Origin of the sequence: Bacteroides sp. HMSC067B03, assembly GCF_001811315.1 — a bacterium.
GTDB classification, from domain to species: Bacteria; Bacteroidota; Bacteroidia; order Bacteroidales; family Bacteroidaceae; genus Bacteroides; species Bacteroides faecis.
In genome coordinates this window covers 12669-32961 of the sequence record NZ_KV804240.1, presented here as the reverse complement: position 1 = coordinate 32961, position 20293 = coordinate 12669, and the positions used below count along the sequence as shown (strand labels likewise).

Genomic DNA, 20293 nt, shown 5'->3' with positions numbered 1-20293 from the left:
AAAGAAGAGACTTAAAGGAGCCGGGAGATGTCCGAAATCTTCCGGTTTTTTAGTTGTCTCTCCTTATTAGTCAGCTAAAGATCATTCTGTATTTTTCTCTTTATTCATATTGCTCATTTTTTAAGGTTAAACAATCATAGCATCATAATCTCTGGTAACCGGTTAATAGATAGTTATATTGCGTTCTTCAATCTTATATTGCATTTTTTCCGTAGACGCCAATGCCTCCAGCACTTCCTGAATACTTTGTTCGCGGCGGACGAAATTACCATAAAAACGGAATGTCTTTAAAGAATCATTGGCTATGTGAATCTTCACATTATAGCTACGTTCCAGTTTTTTTGCGATATCCGGCAAAAGTTCTTCATCAAAAAACAAGTAACCGTCAGTCCACTGAGAAGCATTGGATGCAGTAACCGATTCTACTTTCAAAAGTCCGTTCGCCTTATTCAGCACCGCCCTCTCGTCAGGAGCAAGAACTGCTTCTTTTTCCTTCCTTAACAAATTATTTAATTCGACTTTACCCTCTAACAAGGAAACGATTACTTCATGATCTTCCGGATAATCACGGAAATTGAATTTTGTTCCCAGCACCTGCAACTGCAAATCTTTTGTCTTTACGAAAAAAGGAACCTTTTCATTCCGCTTTACCTCGAAATACCCCTCACCTTCCAATTCCACTTTCCGGTTGTCAACCCCGAAACCTTGCGAATAAGTCATTCGTGAACCGGCGTTCAACCAGACCAGTGTACCATCCGGCAAATAAAGTTTGGTTTTCGATCCCAAAGGGGCCTCTACTGAAATATCCGCAAAGGTATCTTTCACATTGACTTCTCCTTGCCAGTAAGAAATACATCCCACAGCTATCATGATTGCAACCACTGCTGCGTAACGCCATATCGCCGACAAGCTAAAACCTTGACGGGAAGTGCTCTGAGTTTTCTTCCGGCTTTCAACGCGGTTTCTAAAATTCTCAAACGCTTTATCCTTATTATAGACAGATGCAGCTTCACGATTTACAGCAGAAAACCAGATTTCCCGCTGCTGAATAAAATATTGCCGATTCTCAGCCGATGCGACAATCCACGTTTTCAGTTCGTCTAGAGCGTTCTTATCCAAACCTTCAGTCAGATAACTGGCAATCAGTTCATCAATATGTCTATTTTCTTCTTCCATATTTATGCTTTCTATAAAGGAGACAGTTGCTTTTTAATTGAGGGTAGTCAAAAAATGATTTTTTTTCGCTTTACCTGAAAAAAAGTAGTAATAGAGAGAGCAGGTACTTGCTCAAATCAACATGTAAAGAAGCTAAAGCATTCTTTATATGATATTTAACTGTATTGACAGATATTCCAAGTTCACGGGAAATTTCTTCGTATGATTTTCCTTCAAAACGACTTTTGGCAAAAACCCGACGGCATTCATCCGGCAATTTATCGATCGCCTTATATATTTCGTTTTCAAGTTCACGCTCCAGCAAAGTGCCCAACGGATACGAATCGGATAATATGATTTTATCATCTGTCATCTCATCAGGCATCAGAGCTGAAAATGCAATTTCCCGTTTTTCACGCTCCGAATTAAGATAGTTAATACAACGATTGCGGACAGCTCTCAACAAGTAACTGCGGATAGAAACTGAGATATCCAACGTTTCACGTATTTCCCATAAATGGAAGATAGTATCCCCTACAATGGTTTCGGAAAGAAACTGATCTTTTAGATAACCATTGGCAACATGACAGAGCAGGGCATAATGATGATCATAGAGGTAACGATAAGCATTTTCATTGCCTGCCTTCAGTTGTTCTACTATTAAAGTTTCAGTATTCTCCATTATGTATCAGCCGGATTAATGGCACAAATTTAGAGAATTATTCGAATTTAATGCATATAAAACAAGAAATCCCTCCAAAGAAAAATTTCTTTAGAGGGAGGTTCTTTATACTATTATATATAAGACCTATTTCATCTTATATACGAGTGTACCACCTTTCAGAATGTCTTCATGAGAAATCGTGTTCTTGGAATAAGGTTCACCGTTTAACGTGATGCTATCCACATATTTGTGCTCCTTCGACAGGTTTTCTGCAATTACAGTGAAGGTCTTCCCATCTGCCAGATGCAACACAATCTTCGGTAACTGAGGAGCACCGAACACATAATCACCGCTGACCGGATTTACCGGATAAAAGCCCATTGCGCTGAACATATACCATGCAGACATCTGCCCGCAGTCATCGTTTCCACAAAGCCCATCAGGCTTGTTCTTATACTGAGTGTCAAATATCTCACGGATTAGTTCCTGTGTACGTTCCGGACGACCTGCCAAGGCATACAAATAAGTAACATGATGACTTGGCTCATTGCCATGTGCGTATTGTCCGATCAGCCCTGTTACGTCAGCCTGAGTTGTTTCCAGTTTCACTGTAAACAAAGAATCCAACTTGTTCAGGAATGCTTTTTCTCCACCAAAGAGAGCAATCAAACCCGGAACATCATGTTGCACATGCCAGGTATATTGCCATGCATTTCCTTCCGTATAATCACCACCTGTACTTTCCGCATGTCCTACATCACTGGGATTAAACGGAGATTTCCATACCCCGTCAGCATTACGCGGACGCATAAAGTTAGTTTGCGAATCGAACAAGTTCTTATAATAATCAGCACGTTTCGCAAAGTAAGCGGCATCTTCTTCTTTTCCCATACGACGTGCCATGTCAGCTGCCGCATAATCATCATATACCGATTCCAAGGTTGAAGATACGGACTCTGCCTTTGTCAGGTCTGTCGGGAAATATCCGTACTTCGTATACACTTCCCAATCAGACTTCAGCGGATGAGATACGGTCTGCGTCTTCTTCACCATATTGAAAGCACGTTCAGCATCAAAGCCATGGAAACCTTTGCGGTAAGCCTCGGCAATGACAGATACACCATGATTGCCAATCATACAGAAGTTTTCTTTTCCCCATAACGCCCAGATTGGCAGGAAGCCTTGCACTTCACCCTGTTCGATTAATGAATTGACAAAACCATCCACACGCTCGGGAACCATTAATGTATAGAATGGATGAGCGGCACGATAGGTATCCCATAAAGAGAATGTTGAGTAGAACGTTCCTGTTCCGGCTTTCACGATCGAATCGGCAGCATTACGATACATACCGTCTACGTCCGAAATCTGGTTAGGCTGAATCAATGCATGATAGAAACAAGTATAGAAATTCGTCTTTTCATCATCAGTACCCTCTACATCAATACGACTCAGATAGCTATTCCATTCGTCATGGGCAGCCAGCTTCACACCGTCAAAGTTCCAGTCGGGAATTTCAGCCTGCAGATTTTTCTTCGCTCCTTCTACGCTGGTAGTTGAAAGAGCGACCTTCATCATCAGTTCCTCTCCCGGTTTCATATCGAAAGTGGCAATGATCCGTTTGCCTTTCTCTGTTTCTCTCATCGGCAGGTAAAGAGAATCTATAACAGGACGGTTAAACTTCATCACAAAAAAATAGTCCTGATCAACCCATACTGTATTGTTGACGTGTCCTTTCAGTGTCTGGGCATCTTCCCAGTTCACCTCACAACTATTCACTTGCGAGTGATATTGTTCTTCTCTCCAGGCGGGTCCATGCTGCAAGTCTATTAATAAGGAAGCCGAATCAGCTTTATGATATGTATAGCGATGAAGAGCCGCATGGATAGAAGCTGTCAGTTCTGCTTTTACCTGAGGGTCAGATAATTCTACTGTATAATATCCCGGAGTAGCAGCTTCCTTGTCTTTCGGGAAGTGGCTGCGGTAAGCATCCCATGCACGGGCACGAGTACCGGTAACCGGCATTACCAGAATATCTCCCAGATCCATACAGCCGGTTCCGTTCAGGTGAGTCTGAGTGAAACCCCAGATCAAAGAGTCCTGATAAGTATATTCCGAGCAGTATCTCCAGCCGACTGCCCCTGTCACCGGACTGGTCTGTATCATTCCGAAAGGATAACAGGCACCGGGAAACGTATGCCCATTGTCAGCCGCACCAATAAAAGTGTTCACATATTGAGTGTAGTCTTTTGTATCCGTTTTTTCTACCGGATCACAAGATGTGCCTAAAAACACACCCGCCAGAGCAGCGGCCATAAGAGGGATTTTTCTTTTCATGATAAGTATGATGTTAAGTTAATGTCGCATGATGACAGCGACAAAGATAAAAAAAATCCCTCTTATAGTAATGGTATAGTATGTTTATTTAAAGAGGGAGGTCCGAATAATTATATTGATTGACTGTGACAAAACAAAAATTCGCACGACTTATTGAATAAATATCAACTCAATTATTTATCTTTGTTAGCTTAAAAATAAGCTGGCTAAAAAAACAATAGTATAATGAAAGATTTCTTGAAATTTACGCTTGCCACTGTGACCGGTATCATCCTGTCAAGCATCGTATTATTTATTATCGGCATGGTAACGCTGTTCGGCATCGTATCTACTTCGGATACCGAGACAGTAGTGAAAAAGAATTCTGTGATGATGCTCGATCTGAACGGTACATTGGTCGAACGCACTCAGGAGAGTCCGTTAGGCATTTTATCAGAGTTGTTCAGCGACGACTCCAACACATATGGACTGGACGATATTCTTTCTTCCGTCAAAAAGGCAAAAGAGAATGAAAATATCAAAGGCATTTATCTGCAAGCAAGCATGCTTGGAACTTCATACGCATCTCTGCAGGAAATCCGCAACGCATTACTCGACTTTAAAGAAAGCGGAAAGTTCATTATTGCCTATGGAGACAGCTATACACAAGGACTGTATTATCTTTCCAGTGTAGCGGATAAGGTATTGCTCAATCCGAAAGGAATGATTGAATGGCGAGGAATAGCTTCTGCTCCTCTGTTCTATAAAGACTTGTTGCAAAAGCTCGGAATAGAAATGCAAATTTTCAAAGTAGGCACTTACAAATCTGCTGTAGAACCGTTTACTTCTACCGAGATGAGCCCTGCCAACCGTGAACAGGTGACCGCTTTCATCCACTCAATCTGGGGACAGGTAACCGAAGGAGTATCCGCTTCCCGCAGTCTTCCGGTCGATTCACTGAACGCTTATGCTGACCGTATGCTGATGTTCTATCCGGCAGAAGAGAGTGTACAATGCGGTTTGGCAGATACATTAATTTACCGCAATGATGTCCGCAATTATCTGAAGCAGTGGGTGGATCTGAAAGAAGATGATCGTCTCCCGGTATTAGGACTGAACGACATGATCAATGTAAAGAAGAATATGCCGAAAGATAAGAGCGGTAACATCGTAGCTGTTTACTATGCATCCGGAGAAATCACTGATTACAGCGGTTCTTCCGCCTCCGAAGAGGGTATTGTAGGTACTAAAGTGATCCGTGACCTGCGCAAACTGAAAGATAACGACGATGTAAAGGCTGTCGTACTCCGCGTCAATTCTCCGGGTGGAAGCGCTTTTGCATCCGAACAAATCTGGCATGCGGTGAAGGAACTGAAAACGAAGAAACCTGTGATTGTTTCTATGGGTGATTATGCTGCATCAGGAGGTTATTATATTTCTTGTGTAGCCGACACCATCGTTGCAGAGCCGACTACATTGACCGGCTCCATCGGAATCTTCGGTATGATGCCAAACGCAAAGGAACTATCCGAAAAGATCGGTTTGACCTATGATGTAGTAAAAACAAACAAGTTTGCCGATTTCGGAAATATCATGCGCCCTTTCAACGAGGACGAAAAAACGCTGATGCAAATGATGATTACACAAGGTTATGATACATTTGTCAGTCGTTGTGCTGAAGGACGAAACATGACTAAAGAAGCGATCGAAAAAGTTGCCGAAGGTCGTGTATGGACAGGAGAAGCAGCCAAAGAACTTGGACTGGTGGATGAACTCGGAGGCATTGATACTGCCTTGGAAATTGCTGTAAAGAAAGCTGGAATAGAAGGATATACAGTAGTATCTTATCCAGCCAAACAAGACTTTTTATCTTCCTTGCTTGACACTAAGCCTACCAATTATGTGGAAGCACAAATACTGAAAAGCAAGTTAGGCGAGTATTATCAACAATTCGGCATGCTGAAGAATTTAACAGAGCGTTCCATGATTCAGGCACGCATTCCATTCGAATTAAATATTAAGTAAACCGTACTACATGGACGAACACTTTATCAAGATACATAAGTGGCTTTACCCTGTCTCGTGGATTTACGGGGCAGTGGTAACAGTAAGAAACAAACTCTTTGACTGGGGATTTCTCCGGTCAAAGAGTTTTGACGTTCCTGTCATCTGCATCGGCAATCTGTCTGTAGGCGGAACAGGAAAAACACCGCACACTGAATATCTGATAAAGTTGCTTCGCAACAGCTATCATGTGGCTGTATTGAGCCGGGGATATAAAAGGCATAGCCGGGGATATGTGCTCGCAACTTCCCAAAGCACCGCGCGCAGCATCGGTGACGAGCCTTACCAGATGTACACCAAGTTCCCGTCTGTCACACAGGCAGTCGATGAGAACCGTTGCCATGGCATAGAACAGCTCCTTGCCATCAAAGAACCGTCTGTTGAAGTGGTATTGCTGGATGATGCTTTCCAACACCGGTATGTCAAACCGGGATTAAGCATCCTGCTGACAGATTATCACCGCCTCTTCTGCGACGATACTTTACTTCCGGCAGGTCGTCTACGCGAATCTGTCAACGGTAAAAACCGGGCACAAATCGTTATTGTCACAAAGTGTCCGCAAGATATTAAGCCTATCGACTATAATATTATCACGAAACGACTGAACCTTTATCCCTATCAGCAGTTATATTTCTCATCGTTCCGCTATGGAAATCTGCAGCCGGTATTTCCATCGGTAGCTCCGGGGGTCGATTCCCCACCTAATGAATTACCTCTGAGTGCTTTGGTGAATACGGATATTTTGCTGGTCACCGGCATTGCATCCCCCGCACGCATGCTCGAAGAGTTGAAAACATATACCGATCAGATCGATCTGTTTTCATTCGAAGATCATCATCATTTCAGTCATCGGGACATGCTACAGATCAAGGAACGATTCAAGAGACTGAAAGGCGAACATAAACTGATTGTCACCACCGAGAAAGATGCGACCCGTCTGATCCATCATCCGGCTTTGAGTGAGGAATTGAAACCGTTTATCTACGCCTTGCCCATTGAAATTGAGATATTACAAAATCAACAAGATAAATTTAACCAACACATTATTGGCTATGTTAGAGAAAATACAAGAAACAGCAGCTTTTCTGAAAGGGAAGATGCACACCAGTCCTGAAACAGCCATCATTCTTGGCACCGGACTTGGCAGTTTGGCGGACGAAATCACCGAGAAGTATGAAATAAAGTATTCGGATATTCCTAACTTCCCGATATCTACTGTCGAAGGTCATAGTGGAAAACTGATATTCGGTAAGTTGGGCAACAAAGACATCATGGCCATGCAAGGCCGTTTCCACTACTACGAAGGTTATTCAATGAAAGAAGTAACTTTCCCTGTGCGTGTGATGCGTGAACTGGGTATCAAAACGCTGTTTGTATCCAATGCCAGTGGCGGAACAAACGAAGCCTTTGAAATTGGCGACCTGATGATTATCACTGATCATATCAATTATTTCCCCGAACATCCTCTTCGTGGCAAGAACATTCCTTATGGTCCCCGCTTCCCGGATATGAGTGAAGCATACGATAAAGAACTGATTCGTAAGGCTGACGAGATCGCCAGAGAAAAAGGCATCAAGGTACAACATGGAATTTATATCGGTACGCAAGGCCCCACTTTTGAAACCCCTGCTGAATATAAACTATTCCACATCCTGGGTGCCGATGCAGTCGGTATGTCTACTGTCCCCGAAGTGATCGTAGCCAACCATTGCGGAATCAAAGTCTTCGGTATCTCCGTCATCACAGACTTGGGAGTAGAAGGAAAAATCGTAGAAGTATCACATGAAGAAGTTCAGAAAGCGGCTGACGCAGCTCAACCTAAAATGACTACTATCATGCGTGAACTTATCAACCGTGCTTAATACTAAACTCTATTTATGAGAACAGAAATAGCGACTCTCGGCGAGTTCGGGCTGATTGACCGCCTCACCGAGGGTATTAAACCAGAAAATGAATCTACCCGATATGGAGTAGGCGATGATGCTGCCGTCCTCTCCTACCCTTCGGAGAAACAAATATTGGTGACAACCGACTTGCTAATGGAAGGTGTACATTTCGACTTGACTTATGTACCTCTGAAACATTTGGGATATAAGTCGGCTGTAGTCAATTTCTCCGATATTTATGCAATGAATGGTACTCCACGGCAGATTACCGTTTCACTCGCTCTTTCCAAACGCTTCAGCGTAGAAGATATGGAAGAGCTTTACTCAGGTATTCGTCTGGCATGCCAGCAGTATCATGTAGACATTATCGGAGGAGATACTTCTTCTTCTCTTACAGGACTCGCTATCAGCATTACCTGCATTGGAGATGCTGACAAAGACAAAGTGGTCTATCGCAACGGAGCCAAAGAAACAGACTTGATCTGTGTCAGCGGTGACCTGGGTGCTGCATATATGGGACTGCAACTCCTTGAGCGTGAGAAAACTGTCCTGAAAGGTGAAAAGGATATCCAGCCTGATTTCACCGGCAAAGAATATTTATTGGAACGCCAGTTAAAACCGGAAGCCCGTAAAGATATTATCGAAAAGCTGGCGGCTGCCAACATTGTCCCGACATCCATGATGGACATTTCCGATGGCTTATCATCCGAACTAATGCATATCTGCAAACAAAGTAACGCCGGATGTCGTGTCTACGAGGAACATATTCCTATTGACTATCAGACAGCCGTCATGGCAGAAGAATTCAACATGAACCTGACCACTTGTGCTATGAATGGCGGCGAGGACTACGAATTACTTTTCACCGTCCCTATTGCCGATCACGAGAAAGTATCACAAATGGAAGGTATCCGCCTCATCGGACACATCACCAAACCCGAACTTGGCTGTGCATTGATTACTCGCGACGGGCAAGAGTTTGAACTGAAAGCCCAAGGATGGAATCCACTGAAAGAAGATAAGTAGATTTTTTCGGTATATTACAGAAAAATATTTCATTCTATACAACACTGATAATAAGCAAACTAGCTTTTTATCAGTGTTTTTTATTTATAGAACCCTTGCAGAATCCAAAAGTTTAACTACCTTTGCAACCGCAAAAGAGAAACAACTTAGTTGAATTAGCATTATGGTGCCATAGCTCAGTTGGTAGAGCAAAGGACTGAAAATCCTTGTGTCCCCGGTTCGATTCCTGGTGGCACCACTTTGAAGAAAAGCAAAAAGAAGTAAAATCCTGATTTCCAAACGAAATCGGGATTTTTTGTTTTCCGAGGGGACGCAAAAAACGGCAGAATATTACCGTTTTCGGTGTTCCAATCGGTGGAGCAAGAAAGGTGGAGCGTGAATCTCCACCGAACAAGATTATTTCTCTCTGATTTGCAATGTTTTGCGTATCGAGAAAGCGTGTATGGTTTCCTACTTTTGTCCAACGAAAAAACTGTAGGAACATGAAACGAAACTCAATGAATGTGCTTTTCTTCATCAAGAAAGCCAAACTGCTGAAAAACGGGGAAGCCTCCGTGTGTATGCGCATCACAGTGAACGGTGTGCGAGTGGAAAACAACATCCGCATGAGCATTGAACCTGCCCTATGGAATCAGGCGAAGGAGTGTGCCAAAGGCAAGAGCCGCAAGGCTTGTGAACTCAACCTCTACATCGAGCAAGCCAAAATCAAGTTACGCAAACTGTTCGATGAACTGGAGGAGCGGAACCACCCTGTCACAGCCCGAATCTTGCAAGAAAAGTTCTTCGGGATTAACGAGGAAGTGAAAGAAGTCCGCACGCTCATCAAAACCATACAGGAGCATAACGACCAATGTCGCGAACTTGTAGGCAAGGACTATGCTCTGATTACCGTCCGCCGTTATGAAAGCTGCAAACGCTATCTGGCAGAACTTATCAAACTGAAATACGGTAAGGAGGATTTGCCATTGCCGGAAGTTAACGGTGAATTGGTTCGCGCCTTTGAGTTTTATCTCAAGACAGAAAAGGAGTGCCAGCAAAATACGGTCATCCGCTATATGAAGTGCCTGAAGAAGATAACCAACCTCGCACTTGCCAACGAATGGATAACCAAAGACCCATTTACAGGCATCAAGTTCCACGAGAAGGAGGTAATCCGCGAGTTTCCGACTTTGGATGAACTGCACCGTATCTACAACAAGGTGTTTTCCCTTGACAGGATTACGGTTGTGCGAGATGTTTTCATCTTTGCGTCGTTCACTGGATTGGCGTTCATAGATGTACAACAGCTATCCGCTGAACATATCGTTCAAGACAATAATGGCAATTATTGGATTCGGAAGCCTCGCCAAAAGACGAAGAATATGTGTAACATTCCCTTGCTTGATATTCCGATGCAGATTTTGGAAAAATACAAAAGCCATCCTACTTGCCAAAAGAAAAATGTGTTACTCCCCGTTCCCTGCAATCAGAAGATGAACAGTTACCTGAAAGAAATTGCAGATTTGTGTGGCATCTCAAAATGCTTGACCACGCACACTGCCCGGCATTCGTATGCGACCTCTGTGTGCCTCGCCAATGGTGTAAGCATTGAGAATGTGGCGAAAATGCTTGGACATTCCAACATAAAAATGACGCAGCACTATGCCCGTGTGTTGGATTCTTCCATCCTCAAAGACATGATGAATGTGAAAAGTGTCTTATCAAAAAGTCTTTGATTATGGACAGAGGAGTAATAACAATCAGTGAAACAGGTGCAGTAACCATATCGACTGCACCTGTATGGATGACCAAGTTTGAGATTGCCGACCTGTTCGGGATATTCTCTTGCGACATCCGCAAGGCGATACGTGTAATCTACAAAAACAAGGAATTGAGTGAGACTGATACGATGAAATATATCAAGCAAACTGATGGTATCAGCTATGATGTATATAATCTTGAGATGATTATAGCCATTGCATTTAGAATATGCAGTAAAGAAAGTATCCTGTTCAGACGGTTTGTAATAAATGAAATCTGCGCCACCAAGAAGGGAAGCCCGGTCACATTGTTCTTTTCTTGTGGCAAGGGCGGTAACCTATGGTATAGTTGAGGTTCATCCCGTCAACCGCCCGTTCCCGATGCACGGATACAAAGGTAGCGTGTGGCTTTGACGGCATTGGCAAGGTCGAGCGGCAGAGCCGTTTCGGGCAGAATCTTCCTCAAACGGGGTTGAGCGTATTCCGCCCGAAAACCTTGCCACTGCCAGCCACACGCTTGAAAGGCATCCGGCAACGGAAACAAGCGACTGATGGGAAATCAGGTTGCCGTCAGTCTGTAAGCGGAGCGGTAGCTGTCAGCCAGCATCCTTTCTATGTCGGATTCACGGTAGAGGATTTTGCCACCCAACTGGATGTAGGCTATCCGTCCCTCGTTGCGGTAGTCCTGAAGCGTCCGGCGGCTCACCTTCAATCGTGCCGACACCTCCTTGTCGGTGAAGAAACGCTCCCCGTTCAGTGTCGGGCGGTAGTTGGCGGTCAGATGCTCTACGTTGTCAAGCAGACGGTCGAGGCTGCCCATGAAGTGGATTATCCACTCGTTTTCTTTGTTAATCAGTTCATTCATATTACTCTGGATTTAGTGGAATTGTTATCATTACCCTATTCGGTTGTCAGATTGTCCTGCCTTTGAACTTTGCTTCCTTTCTCCTGTCCTCCACAATCGGGACGATGCGCTGCACGTCTTCGGGGCGGTAATAGGTCTTGTGGTTTATCTGTGAATAAGCCAACGTGCCATTGTCCCGAAGTTTTTGCAACGTGCGTGGGCTGATGTTGAGCATCTGGCACACGTCCTGATTGTCCATCCACTCGCTCATCTTCTTTTCTCCATGCCGATGGCAGATGGCATCCATACGACTGATGAAGCGGTCGAACTTGGCGACCAGTTCCTCAAAGGTCTTTCTTTCGATTGCTACGATTTCCATATTGTCTTTCTTTTAGTTGTTACTATCTCTTTTGCCACAAAGGAATATATAATCTGTTATCCTGCAATGGATTTTTCGGAAGTGGCAGCGTGTTGCGTCAATAGGTAGCCCTTGTCCGGGATGCCGTCTTGCCTTTAGCCGTTATCATTCCTTCTTCCGCAAAGAAATACATAATCCGGCATCCGGCAATGGATTCAATCAGGTCTGGCAGCAAGTGGCACAGGGTGGTAGAGGTTGGCACAGGCACAGGTCAACGATTGCCCTTAATTCCCATATTTAATGAGGAAACCACAGCCGAGATAAGGGCTTAATTCAAATTCGCCTACGATTGAACCCTTGCCCTCTCGTGTATTCACATCCGGCAAAACGGAGAAGTCCTCACCGCTTTGTCAACCGCCATAAAGCAAAACCATACAAAATAGCCGAAGCGAACCCAAGTGCTTGACCGACTGCATTAAAGCACCTTACTTTGCTCCCGATAATCGGTCGAGGTGCTTACCAAGACCACAATTAATAACTTAATCAATTTGTTTTTTTACAATGAAGAGAGAACCAAACATTACAGAGCAGCAGGCTCGTGAAATCGTGGAAAAGATGGGACGCAGGGAATCCTACACTCCCAAGTCGATGAATGACATCTACAGACGTATCGGTCTGGAGCCGGATGAGCCGGAACAGCCCGGCAAGACCGTCACAGAAGAAACGGAGACCGCTATGGCGGATGAACCGTCAAGTGAGGCGACCGAGGAAGCGGCAATGCCGCAGAAGCGTGTCAGCAGCAAGCAGCGCAAGCTGTCACTGGAAGAATACCGCACCACTTATCTCCAAGTCCCCAAGATTGTAAACCGCAAGCCCGTGTTCGTCAGCGAGACGGTGCGAGACGAACCGGACAGAGTTGTCCGCTTCCTTGGAGGAAAGGGCATGAGCGCATCGGGGCTGATTGAAAACCTCGTCCGTCTGCACCTCGACAGCTATCGGAACGACATCGAGCAGTGGCGCAAGCTCTGACGGAATTACAGAAAGTCGGTTGGACTGGTGAATACACTTCATCGGTTTAACCGATACCCAAGATGAGTCATTACACTCGGAAACCAATCCGACAAGCGGAGGATTTTTGTGTCCTCAAAGACACAGCAAGATATATTTTCAGTTACCCGAATAATTCTAAGTAACTGAAAACACCTTCACTGCCGTGGGCAGAATTATCCTCCGCAGTCGGATAATTTCGGGATTCATTAATCAAAGATTAAACAATGGACAAGCCATAAAATTAAAAAAATAAGAAGTATGAAAAAGAAGAGCAAGTACGGGAGAAATCCCAAGTTGAACCCGAAGACGCACTGCGTGATGGTGCGCTTCGACGACGTGGAATGGAATAGGTTCCTGACGATGTACGAGGAATCTAACGTGTACGCGAAAGCCGTCTTTCTCAAGGCGCATTTCTTCGGGCAGAAGTTCAAAGTACTGAAGGTGGACAAGACGATGCTGGACTACTACACCAAGCTGTCGGACTTCCACGCCCAGTTCCGCTGCATCGGCACGAACTACAATCAGGTTGTGAAAGAGTTGCGCATCCACTTCTCGGAGAAGAAGGCGATGGCGTTACTCTACAAGCTGGAGAAGTGTACCATCGACCTTGTGAAGCTGAGCCGGGAGATTGTGGAGCTTTCAAGGGTAATGGAGAAGTGTTACCAAACCAAATCCGACTGACATGGCATCGGTCAAGGTCAAGTTTCGCCCTTCCACAATAGGCGGCAAGGAGGGCACAATCTACTATCAGGTGATTCACAACCGTGTGGTTAGGCAGATATATACCGACTATAAACTTTTCGCTTCGGAATGGGACTGCCATTCTGAAGCGGTCATCCTGTACCATGTTCCTAATGAACAAGAGCGGAACAACTATCTGCATTCGATAAATTCACGTATCAGATGGGACATGGACAGGTTGAACAAGATTATACAGACCTTATCACAATCCGGTACATTCGTGACGGATGATATAGTCGTGCGCTTTCAGGACAACAGGCAGGAGCAATCGTTCAATGCCTACATCCGTCAGCAGATAGCAAGGCTGAAACGCTTGGGTAAGATACGTACATCGGAAACCTACACGGCATCACTCCGAAGTTTTAGCGGCTTTATGAATGACAAGGAAGTCTTGTTTGACCAGATTAACGCTGACCTGATTGCGGAATACGAGGCTTATCTGAAAGGCAGAGGAAACTCGCCCAATACCATATCGTTCTATATGCGCATCCTGAAAGCGGTCTATAACCGTGCCGTGGGAGACGGACTGACCGGACAACGGCATCCGTTCAAGTCTGTTTATACGGGAGTGGAGAAAACCTTGAAGCGAGCCGTATCGCTCAACGACCTCAAACGCATCAAAGGGCTGGACTTGTCTTTGAAGCCCAACCTTGACTTTGCCCGTGATATGTTCCTGTTCTGTTTCTACACAAGGGGCATGTCGTTCATTGACATGGCTTATCTGAGAAAGAAGGATTTACAGAACGGTATCCTTTCCTACCGCAGACGAAAGACGGGGCAGCAGCTTTTCATCAAATGGGAAAGGTGTATGCAGGAGATTGTTGACAAATATCCCGGAAATACAACAGAGTATCTTCTACCCATCATTACACAACGGGATGTGGATTATCGGAAACAATACACCAACGAGCTTCACCGGGTGAACCATCTGCTGAAGAAAATCGGGAAGCAGTTGGATTTACCGATGCCCTTGACAATGTATGTCGGGCGGCACTCGTGGGCAAGTGTCGCTAAGAGTCGCAACGTGCCTATATCCGTCATCAGCGAGGGGATGGGACATGATTCGGAGAACACCACACAGATTTATCTTGCATCGCTGGACACTTCTGTGGTGGACAGAGCCAATAAGAAGATACTGGATTTGCTGTGAAGCCGTGAATGTTTTGCGAATCGGTCCAACGCTTGCCAAGAGACGGATATTATAGTGCAAAGTTAAGCAAAATAATGATTTTTAGGTCATAAAACGCTGAAAATCTCACTTGTTGCCATGCTTTTGTTTTGCGAGGGATGTCAGATGTTTTGCGAATTTATCTGTGGAAATGGATAACACAACTCAATATCAATGAAATAAGGTAATTCATCCGTCTCTTGGCAAGAGACGGTAGTATAAATGGATATTTTAGACAATGATTAAACTTATAAAACATAACCCATATCGTACTTTAGGGGTGTTATCAAACACCCCTTTAAGGGAACGCATCGCCAACCAAAACAAGCTCAATGCTTTTGCTAAGATTGGTAAGTCGGTTATATTCCTTTATGATTTTGATGGAATTATAGAGGAAGTACCTTTAAGAACCCCAGAAAACATCGCAGCAGCTATCACAGCAATTAACCTTGACAGCAATCAACTGAAGCACTCCTTGTTTTGGTTTATAAATGCGTCTCCAATAGATGGAATAGCATTGAAATACCTACAGTCCAAAGATATTATCAAGGCTAAAGAGTTATTCCAAAAGAGAGAGTCATTCTCGTCTTTAATCAATCTTGGAGTACTTGCGTTTATTGAGGGTAATTTTGCGGAAGGTTATGCAAATATTTCAAAGGTGATTCATAATGAATCTTATAGAACTGATTTGCTTGAAACACTTAGTCTGCAAAATATTACCTTATCAGAAAATGAGATAGCGGAAATGTTCATTGCCGACCTACTCACGGAAATACCGGTGACAAAATTGTTATCAGCTGTAAATAATCCTTCGGACAAAGAGATTATCAGCGAAAAAGCAGTTAATGAACCTATTGCAGAGATTAATACCGCAATATCTGCCGCCAAGTCAGTAAATTCCAAAGATGCCAATGCAAATCTCACCGCAGGAACGGTGCTGATGAATTCAACAAAAACAGCACTCAAACAAGTGAGAGATATTGTCGGCGCCACCAGCACTAAATATCAGATAGTAGCAGACAATCTTGCCAAACAAATACTCCAATGTGGTATCAACTACTACAATAATGCCTCCGATGATGATGTAGAAAGTCCTCGAAAAGCAATGTCCTTTCAGGCATATGCCTTACAAATCGCAATCGGCAAGCTCACCAAGGATAGATGCCAAGAGAACTATGACATCTTGAAAAAAGCTGTTGATAATATGCCTCCAGCAGAAGTTGCTATTGAAACCCGCAAAATCAAAGAAGAACTACGTAAGTTCTGCCAGCAGCCTGATAAAATTTCACATTCAATAACGCTGCTTAATAACACTAAACCACTGCTTCAGACAATAAAGGCTAAAATTGGTACAGCCAATATGTTCTACCTGTCGCTTTCTACTCAGGTTGTAGGAAATGCTTTACACAATCTCATCGAAGAGGTAAACACGGCACAAAATTATTTTAGCGCGGTAATAAAAGTTATAAAGGAAAGTGGAATAGACCCAAAACTATTAAATTATTTAGACGATGAGCATTCACCAGCGAAAATTATAGATAGTAAGGTGAAGCCTGTTTTACGTGAAGCCTGGAAAGCAACTACAATTATGGATGGGTTTGACATGGAATCTGATTTCCGCACAAAGCGATATATTCCCAATAGAAATTCGCTCAAAGACATGTGCGAAACTCTTCATATCTCCACGTCTTCTTCGAGTTACCAGTCTTCCTCTCGTGCATCCACAACCACCACAAGGACAACAACGCCACCACGTACCACGCCCCCATCTTCTTCAACGTCATCATCTGATGATGGACTACCAGTAGGGTGCTGGGTGGTTATTATAATAGCAATCATAATATTTTTAGCAAACGTTTTAGGATGACAAAAATTACTACATTATTATTTGCGCTCACAGTTCAAGTTGCCGTAAGTGCAAATGCTAACGATTCGCTTCGTCATTGCTATCAGCAATTGGACATTGCGAAGTCAGGTATTCAAACTCTCAAAACGGAGAATCGTGAGCTTAAAGCTAAAATCAGGACTTTGAATAAAACAATTGATACTCAAAAGACTGAAACAGACTCTCTCAAAGGTGAACTGACCGCAGCAAAAAATGACATCACAGCTCTTGCTGATAGTCTTAATGTCAACATCTCAAACACTCGTTCTGAACTTCAAGCAAGTTCAAACACTCTCAATCAAACGATTCATAAAAAATCACAAATAGGTCTATGGATTATCATTGTGATTGCACTGATTTTCATTATACTGGCATTCATATTTGGAAAAGCAATAGCGAAACGTAAAAACGAGGTGGAGAGTTTATCTGCCAAGGCTGACAAACTCAACGAGGAAATAGTCAACAGATTGTCTACTGAGATGAATGACATACAAGCAATCTCTAAACAAATTGGAACACTTGTATCTGCACCGGGAGTTAATACCGAAAGTGAACAGAAGCTGATTACCACTCTTGCTGACCGTATCACTTTTATGGAGATGACACTATACAAAATGGACAGCTCTGTAAGAGGTCATAAACAGCTTTCCAAGTCAATCAAGCAAATGAAAGACAATCTGCTTGCCAATGGATATGAGCTTGTAGATATGCTTGGTAAAGACTATCATGAGGGTATGAAAGTTACAGCAAATTTTGTTGAAGATGAGGAACTACCAGAAGGCAAGCAAATAATCACGGGCATCATCAAACCTCAAATCAATTACAAAGGCAAGATGATTCAATCAGCTCAAATTACAGTAAGTCAAAACATTTAAAAATATATTCAACATGGCTCAATCTAAAATGAAATTCGGAATTGACCTTGGTACAACCAATTCCGCAATTTGTAAAATGGAGAGTGGCGAGCCTGTCATTAAAAAGACAGACACGTTAAAAGACACTTTGCCATCGTGTGTATCTTTTACAAAAAAGAAAATTGCAAAAGTTGGAGACAGTGCCTATAATGACCTCCGCCAAGACAAATCACGTGCCACGAAAAAATGGTCTAATGACCGCGAAAACGTATTCATTGAGTTTAAACGAAATATGGGTACGGACAAATCGTATGAAAGTTCTAATATGGGAGAATCTTTTTCTCCAGAGCAACTTTCTGCCGAAGTTTTGAAGGCTCTCAAATCGTTTATCGCTGATGACAATATTACGTCTGCCGTTATCACAATCCCTGCCAAATTCAAAGCAGACCAAATCGCAGCTACTAAACGTGCAGCTCAAAAGGCTGGCATTGAACATTGCGAACTTCTCCAAGAGCCTATTGCCGCATCTATGGCGTATGGCCTGAGCGCATCCAACAAAAATGGTCAATGGCTTGTGTTCGATTTTGGAGGCGGCACATTTGATGTTGCTCTTATCAAGGTAGAGGATGGCATCATGCAAGTTAAGGACACCGAAGGAGACAATTACCTCGGCGGCAAAAACCTTGACTATGCAATCGTTGATAGCATTATCATTCCTTACCTAAAAGAGAATTACTCTATCACAAACATCATGGAGAATGAAACCACAAGAAACATTCTTCGTGATGCCATGAAGTTCTATGCTGAACAAGCGAAAAATCAACTTTCATTCAAACCACAAGCAGACATAACCTCTCAACTTGATGAGTTTGGCGAAGATGATGAGGGTGAGGAAATCGAACTCGACATGGTTATCACTCAAGAGCAGCTTGCATCTGTACTCACACTCGTGTTTCAAAAAGCAATCGACATAACCAAGCAGCTTCTTAAACGTAACGGTTTGTCCGGTAGCGACCTTGACAAACTGATTCTTGTAGGTGGACCAACTTATTCTCCAGTTCTTCGTGAAATGCTACGCAAACAAGTCACGCCCAATGTTGATACCGACATTGACCCCATGACAGCTGTTGCAAAAGGAGCGGCACTGTTTGCTTCGGGTATAGACAGCGATGTCAAGGAAGAATTAGCTATCGGTACTGTTGCGCTTACACTTTCTTATGAAGCAAATTCAGTTCAACCAATTGAATTTGTAACCATACAACTTTCAAAAGAAGAATGCACAGGTTCTATTCCTTCCAGACTGTTTGTGGAACTTGTACGCAGCGATAATGGTTGGTCAAGCGGAAAAGTCGAAATCAATGAGATTGGTGATGTCATAGAGTGCCAACTCATGGATGGTAAAAATAATGCGTTTACCGTCAACGCTTATGATGAAAAAGGAACAACTGTTCCTTGCTTTCCTAAAGAGATAAATATTATGCAGGGCATTGTTGTCGGCAATGCTGTTTTGCCGTACAATATCTCAATCGAGGCTCACGATAGCGGTCTTGAAAAAAATGTAGTGAAGTCGGTAAAAGGTCTTGAAAAGAACCAGCAGCTTCCTGCTGTCGGTACACTCAATGGACTTAAAACACGTAACCAATTGCGTCCCGGCATGACAGAGGACACTTTGGTGATACCCATCTATCAAAGTGAACACAACGCAGACGGCACATCTGCTATTCATAATGACCATGTCTTTGATGTGGTCATAACTGGCGATGAGATTGGACAAGTCATCCCTGTCGGAAGCGATGTTGACATCACTATCAAAGTGAATCGTTCGCAAATGTTGAAACTTGAAGCATTCTTTCCTATCAGTGGAGATACCGTAGAAAAAGATGTAAAAATCGAAGCTCGTTCGGTTATAACATCTCACGAACTGGAAAGGCTCAAAGACTCTGCGAACTTAAAACTCTGTGCCCTTAAATCTTCTTCAGCAATTAAAGATTTAGAGACAGTAGAAGCTGAAAAACTCATCAATGAGGTTAACGACCGTTTCGACGGTGAAAAAAGCTCCGAAGATGGCAGGATGCATCTTCGAGCTGACATTTGCCGTGCTTTCCTGAAAATGGAGGAAGTCGAGCAGGGGCATGAATGGGATTCCATTGAAGCTGAAATCAGGGAGGAATTTGACCGCCTTGAAAAAGCAAATAATGAGCTTGGTAACAAATATGACCAACAAGTAACTGCTGTTCGCTCGCAGGTTGATACTGTTATCCGTTCAAAGGATGTTCGCCAAGGACGAATTGTTCTTGATGATATCAATAGCTTGTTTGTCGCAGTGACACTCATCTATCAGTTAATGGGTTTCATTGACTTCCACCTTCGCAACTTTAGTACCATACAATGGAAAGATGCGACCAGAGCACGTCAACTTCTGCAACAAGGCAAGGAAATTGCTAATACCAATCCGTCCGAAAGTTCACTTCATCCCATCGTACGTTCGGTCATTGATTTGATGATTGAACCACCAACGAGTGGTCCCGGCGTTAGTTTCTAAA

Annotated in this window: 17 protein-coding genes and 1 tRNA gene; 13 read left to right on the top strand and 5 right to left on the bottom strand. The window is 43.4% G+C overall.

Features of this window, described 5'->3' with window-relative positions:
- Window positions 1–162: 162 nt before the first annotated feature.
- The 3 genes from HMPREF2794_RS00995 to HMPREF2794_RS00985 form a co-directional block, all read right to left on the bottom strand.
- A complete protein-coding gene (locus HMPREF2794_RS00995) occupies window positions 163–1176 on the bottom strand; it encodes a FecR family protein (protein ID WP_022301857.1) in 1014 nt (337 codons plus the stop codon).
- A 70-nt stretch (window positions 1177–1246) separates the two neighbouring features.
- Window positions 1247–1837: an RNA polymerase sigma-70 factor gene (locus HMPREF2794_RS00990; protein WP_010539084.1), complete on the bottom strand. Its 591-nt coding sequence runs from the start codon at window positions 1835–1837 to the stop codon at window positions 1247–1249.
- Window positions 1838–1963: 126 nt separating this feature from the next.
- The gene (locus HMPREF2794_RS00985) at window positions 1964–4156 is read right to left on the bottom strand and encodes a GH92 family glycosyl hydrolase (RefSeq protein WP_070750642.1); all 2193 of its coding nucleotides are present in this window, start codon (window positions 4154–4156) and stop codon (window positions 1964–1966) included.
- A 225-nt stretch (window positions 4157–4381) separates the two neighbouring features.
- On the opposite strand from HMPREF2794_RS00985, the gene sppA reads away from it, so the two are divergent.
- From sppA to HMPREF2794_RS00950, 7 genes are all read left to right on the top strand, one after another.
- The gene (sppA, locus tag HMPREF2794_RS00980) at window positions 4382–6160 is read left to right on the top strand and encodes a signal peptide peptidase SppA (protein WP_070750640.1); all 1779 of its coding nucleotides are present in this window, start codon (window positions 4382–4384) and stop codon (window positions 6158–6160) included.
- A 10-nt stretch (window positions 6161–6170) separates the two neighbouring features.
- Window positions 6171–7313, top strand: a complete 1143-nt coding sequence (gene lpxK, locus HMPREF2794_RS00975) for a tetraacyldisaccharide 4'-kinase (RefSeq protein ID WP_070750638.1) — start codon at window positions 6171–6173, stop codon at window positions 7311–7313.
- The gene (locus HMPREF2794_RS00970; RefSeq protein ID WP_010539088.1) at window positions 7252–8061 is read left to right on the top strand and encodes a purine-nucleoside phosphorylase; all 810 of its coding nucleotides are present in this window, start codon (window positions 7252–7254) and stop codon (window positions 8059–8061) included. The genes lpxK and HMPREF2794_RS00970 overlap by 62 nt, the downstream gene beginning before the upstream one ends.
- 15 nt (window positions 8062–8076) lie before the next feature.
- Window positions 8077–9111: a thiamine-phosphate kinase gene (gene thiL, locus HMPREF2794_RS00965; RefSeq protein ID WP_010539089.1), complete on the top strand. Its 1035-nt coding sequence runs from the start codon at window positions 8077–8079 to the stop codon at window positions 9109–9111.
- Window positions 9112–9276: 165 nt separating this feature from the next.
- Window positions 9277–9349, top strand: a tRNA-Phe gene (locus tag HMPREF2794_RS00960).
- Between the two features lie 244 nt (window positions 9350–9593).
- Window positions 9594–10826, top strand: a complete 1233-nt coding sequence (locus tag HMPREF2794_RS00955; protein WP_070750636.1) for a site-specific integrase — start codon at window positions 9594–9596, stop codon at window positions 10824–10826.
- 2 nt (window positions 10827–10828) lie between these two features.
- Complete coding sequence (locus tag HMPREF2794_RS00950) at window positions 10829–11203, top strand: virulence RhuM family protein (protein WP_070750633.1); 375 nt, start codon at window positions 10829–10831, stop codon at window positions 11201–11203.
- Window positions 11204–11409: 206 nt separating this feature from the next.
- On the opposite strand, the gene HMPREF2794_RS00940 is transcribed toward HMPREF2794_RS00950, so the two are convergent.
- Entirely contained in the window at window positions 11410–11715 is a 306-nt protein-coding gene (locus HMPREF2794_RS00940; protein WP_070750629.1) for a helix-turn-helix domain-containing protein, read from the bottom strand.
- Between the two features lie 46 nt (window positions 11716–11761).
- Window positions 11762–12073: a helix-turn-helix domain-containing protein gene (locus HMPREF2794_RS00935; protein ID WP_070750627.1), complete on the bottom strand. Its 312-nt coding sequence runs from the start codon at window positions 12071–12073 to the stop codon at window positions 11762–11764.
- A gap of 540 nt (window positions 12074–12613) precedes the next feature.
- On the opposite strand from HMPREF2794_RS00935, the gene HMPREF2794_RS00930 reads away from it, so the two are divergent.
- The 6 genes from HMPREF2794_RS00930 to HMPREF2794_RS00905 all read left to right on the top strand — a co-directional run bounded on the left by HMPREF2794_RS00930 (window position 12614) and on the right by HMPREF2794_RS00905 (window position 20292).
- Window positions 12614–13081, top strand: coding sequence for a DUF3408 domain-containing protein (locus tag HMPREF2794_RS00930; RefSeq protein WP_070750625.1), 468 nt, complete (start codon window positions 12614–12616; stop codon window positions 13079–13081).
- Window positions 13082–13360: 279 nt separating this feature from the next.
- On the top strand, window positions 13361–13783 hold the full coding sequence (mobA, locus tag HMPREF2794_RS00925; RefSeq protein ID WP_070750624.1) for a conjugal transfer protein MobA: 423 nt from the start codon (window positions 13361–13363) through the stop codon (window positions 13781–13783).
- A gap of 1 nt (window position 13784) precedes the next feature.
- Window positions 13785–14993 (top strand): site-specific integrase, encoded by a 1209-nt coding sequence (locus tag HMPREF2794_RS00920; protein WP_070750622.1) that lies wholly within the window; start codon window positions 13785–13787, stop codon window positions 14991–14993.
- Window positions 14994–15249: 256 nt separating this feature from the next.
- Window positions 15250–16878 (top strand): hypothetical protein, encoded by a 1629-nt coding sequence (locus HMPREF2794_RS00915; RefSeq protein ID WP_070750620.1) that lies wholly within the window; start codon window positions 15250–15252, stop codon window positions 16876–16878.
- Window positions 16875–17771 carry a hypothetical protein gene (locus tag HMPREF2794_RS00910; protein WP_070750617.1) on the top strand — a complete coding sequence of 299 codons (897 nt, stop codon included), beginning with the start codon at window positions 16875–16877 and terminating at the stop codon, window positions 17769–17771. The genes HMPREF2794_RS00915 and HMPREF2794_RS00910 overlap by 4 nt, the downstream gene beginning before the upstream one ends.
- Window positions 17772–17784: 13 nt before the next feature.
- Window positions 17785–20292, top strand: a complete 2508-nt coding sequence (locus tag HMPREF2794_RS00905; protein WP_070750615.1) for an Hsp70 family protein — start codon at window positions 17785–17787, stop codon at window positions 20290–20292.
- Window position 20293: the final 1 nt, after the last annotated feature.

What these genes read in the sequence shown, in the direction of transcription:
- HMPREF2794_RS00995 (WP_022301857.1), bottom strand. Translation starts at nt 1,176, where the DNA reads ATGGAAGAAGAAAATAGACATATTGATGAACTGATTGCCAGTTATCTG.
- HMPREF2794_RS00990 (WP_010539084.1), bottom strand. Translation starts at nt 1,837, where the DNA reads ATGGAGAATACTGAAACTTTAATAGTAGAACAACTGAAGGCAGGCAAT.
- HMPREF2794_RS00985 (WP_070750642.1), bottom strand. Translation starts at nt 4,156, where the DNA reads ATGAAAAGAAAAATCCCTCTTATGGCCGCTGCTCTGGCGGGTGTGTTT.
- sppA (WP_070750640.1), top strand. Translation starts at nt 4,382, where the DNA reads ATGAAAGATTTCTTGAAATTTACGCTTGCCACTGTGACCGGTATCATC.
- lpxK (WP_070750638.1), top strand. Translation starts at nt 6,171, where the DNA reads ATGGACGAACACTTTATCAAGATACATAAGTGGCTTTACCCTGTCTCG.
- HMPREF2794_RS00970 (WP_010539088.1), top strand. Translation starts at nt 7,252, where the DNA reads ATGTTAGAGAAAATACAAGAAACAGCAGCTTTTCTGAAAGGGAAGATG.
- thiL (WP_010539089.1), top strand. Translation starts at nt 8,077, where the DNA reads ATGAGAACAGAAATAGCGACTCTCGGCGAGTTCGGGCTGATTGACCGC.
- HMPREF2794_RS00955 (WP_070750636.1), top strand. Translation starts at nt 9,594, where the DNA reads ATGAAACGAAACTCAATGAATGTGCTTTTCTTCATCAAGAAAGCCAAA.
- HMPREF2794_RS00950 (WP_070750633.1), top strand. Translation starts at nt 10,829, where the DNA reads ATGGACAGAGGAGTAATAACAATCAGTGAAACAGGTGCAGTAACCATA.
- HMPREF2794_RS00940 (WP_070750629.1), bottom strand. Translation starts at nt 11,715, where the DNA reads ATGAATGAACTGATTAACAAAGAAAACGAGTGGATAATCCACTTCATG.
- HMPREF2794_RS00935 (WP_070750627.1), bottom strand. Translation starts at nt 12,073, where the DNA reads ATGGAAATCGTAGCAATCGAAAGAAAGACCTTTGAGGAACTGGTCGCC.
- HMPREF2794_RS00930 (WP_070750625.1), top strand. Translation starts at nt 12,614, where the DNA reads ATGAAGAGAGAACCAAACATTACAGAGCAGCAGGCTCGTGAAATCGTG.
- mobA (WP_070750624.1), top strand. Translation starts at nt 13,361, where the DNA reads ATGAAAAAGAAGAGCAAGTACGGGAGAAATCCCAAGTTGAACCCGAAG.
- HMPREF2794_RS00920 (WP_070750622.1), top strand. Translation starts at nt 13,785, where the DNA reads ATGGCATCGGTCAAGGTCAAGTTTCGCCCTTCCACAATAGGCGGCAAG.
- HMPREF2794_RS00915 (WP_070750620.1), top strand. Translation starts at nt 15,250, where the DNA reads ATGATTAAACTTATAAAACATAACCCATATCGTACTTTAGGGGTGTTA.
- HMPREF2794_RS00910 (WP_070750617.1), top strand. Translation starts at nt 16,875, where the DNA reads ATGACAAAAATTACTACATTATTATTTGCGCTCACAGTTCAAGTTGCC.
- HMPREF2794_RS00905 (WP_070750615.1), top strand. Translation starts at nt 17,785, where the DNA reads ATGGCTCAATCTAAAATGAAATTCGGAATTGACCTTGGTACAACCAAT.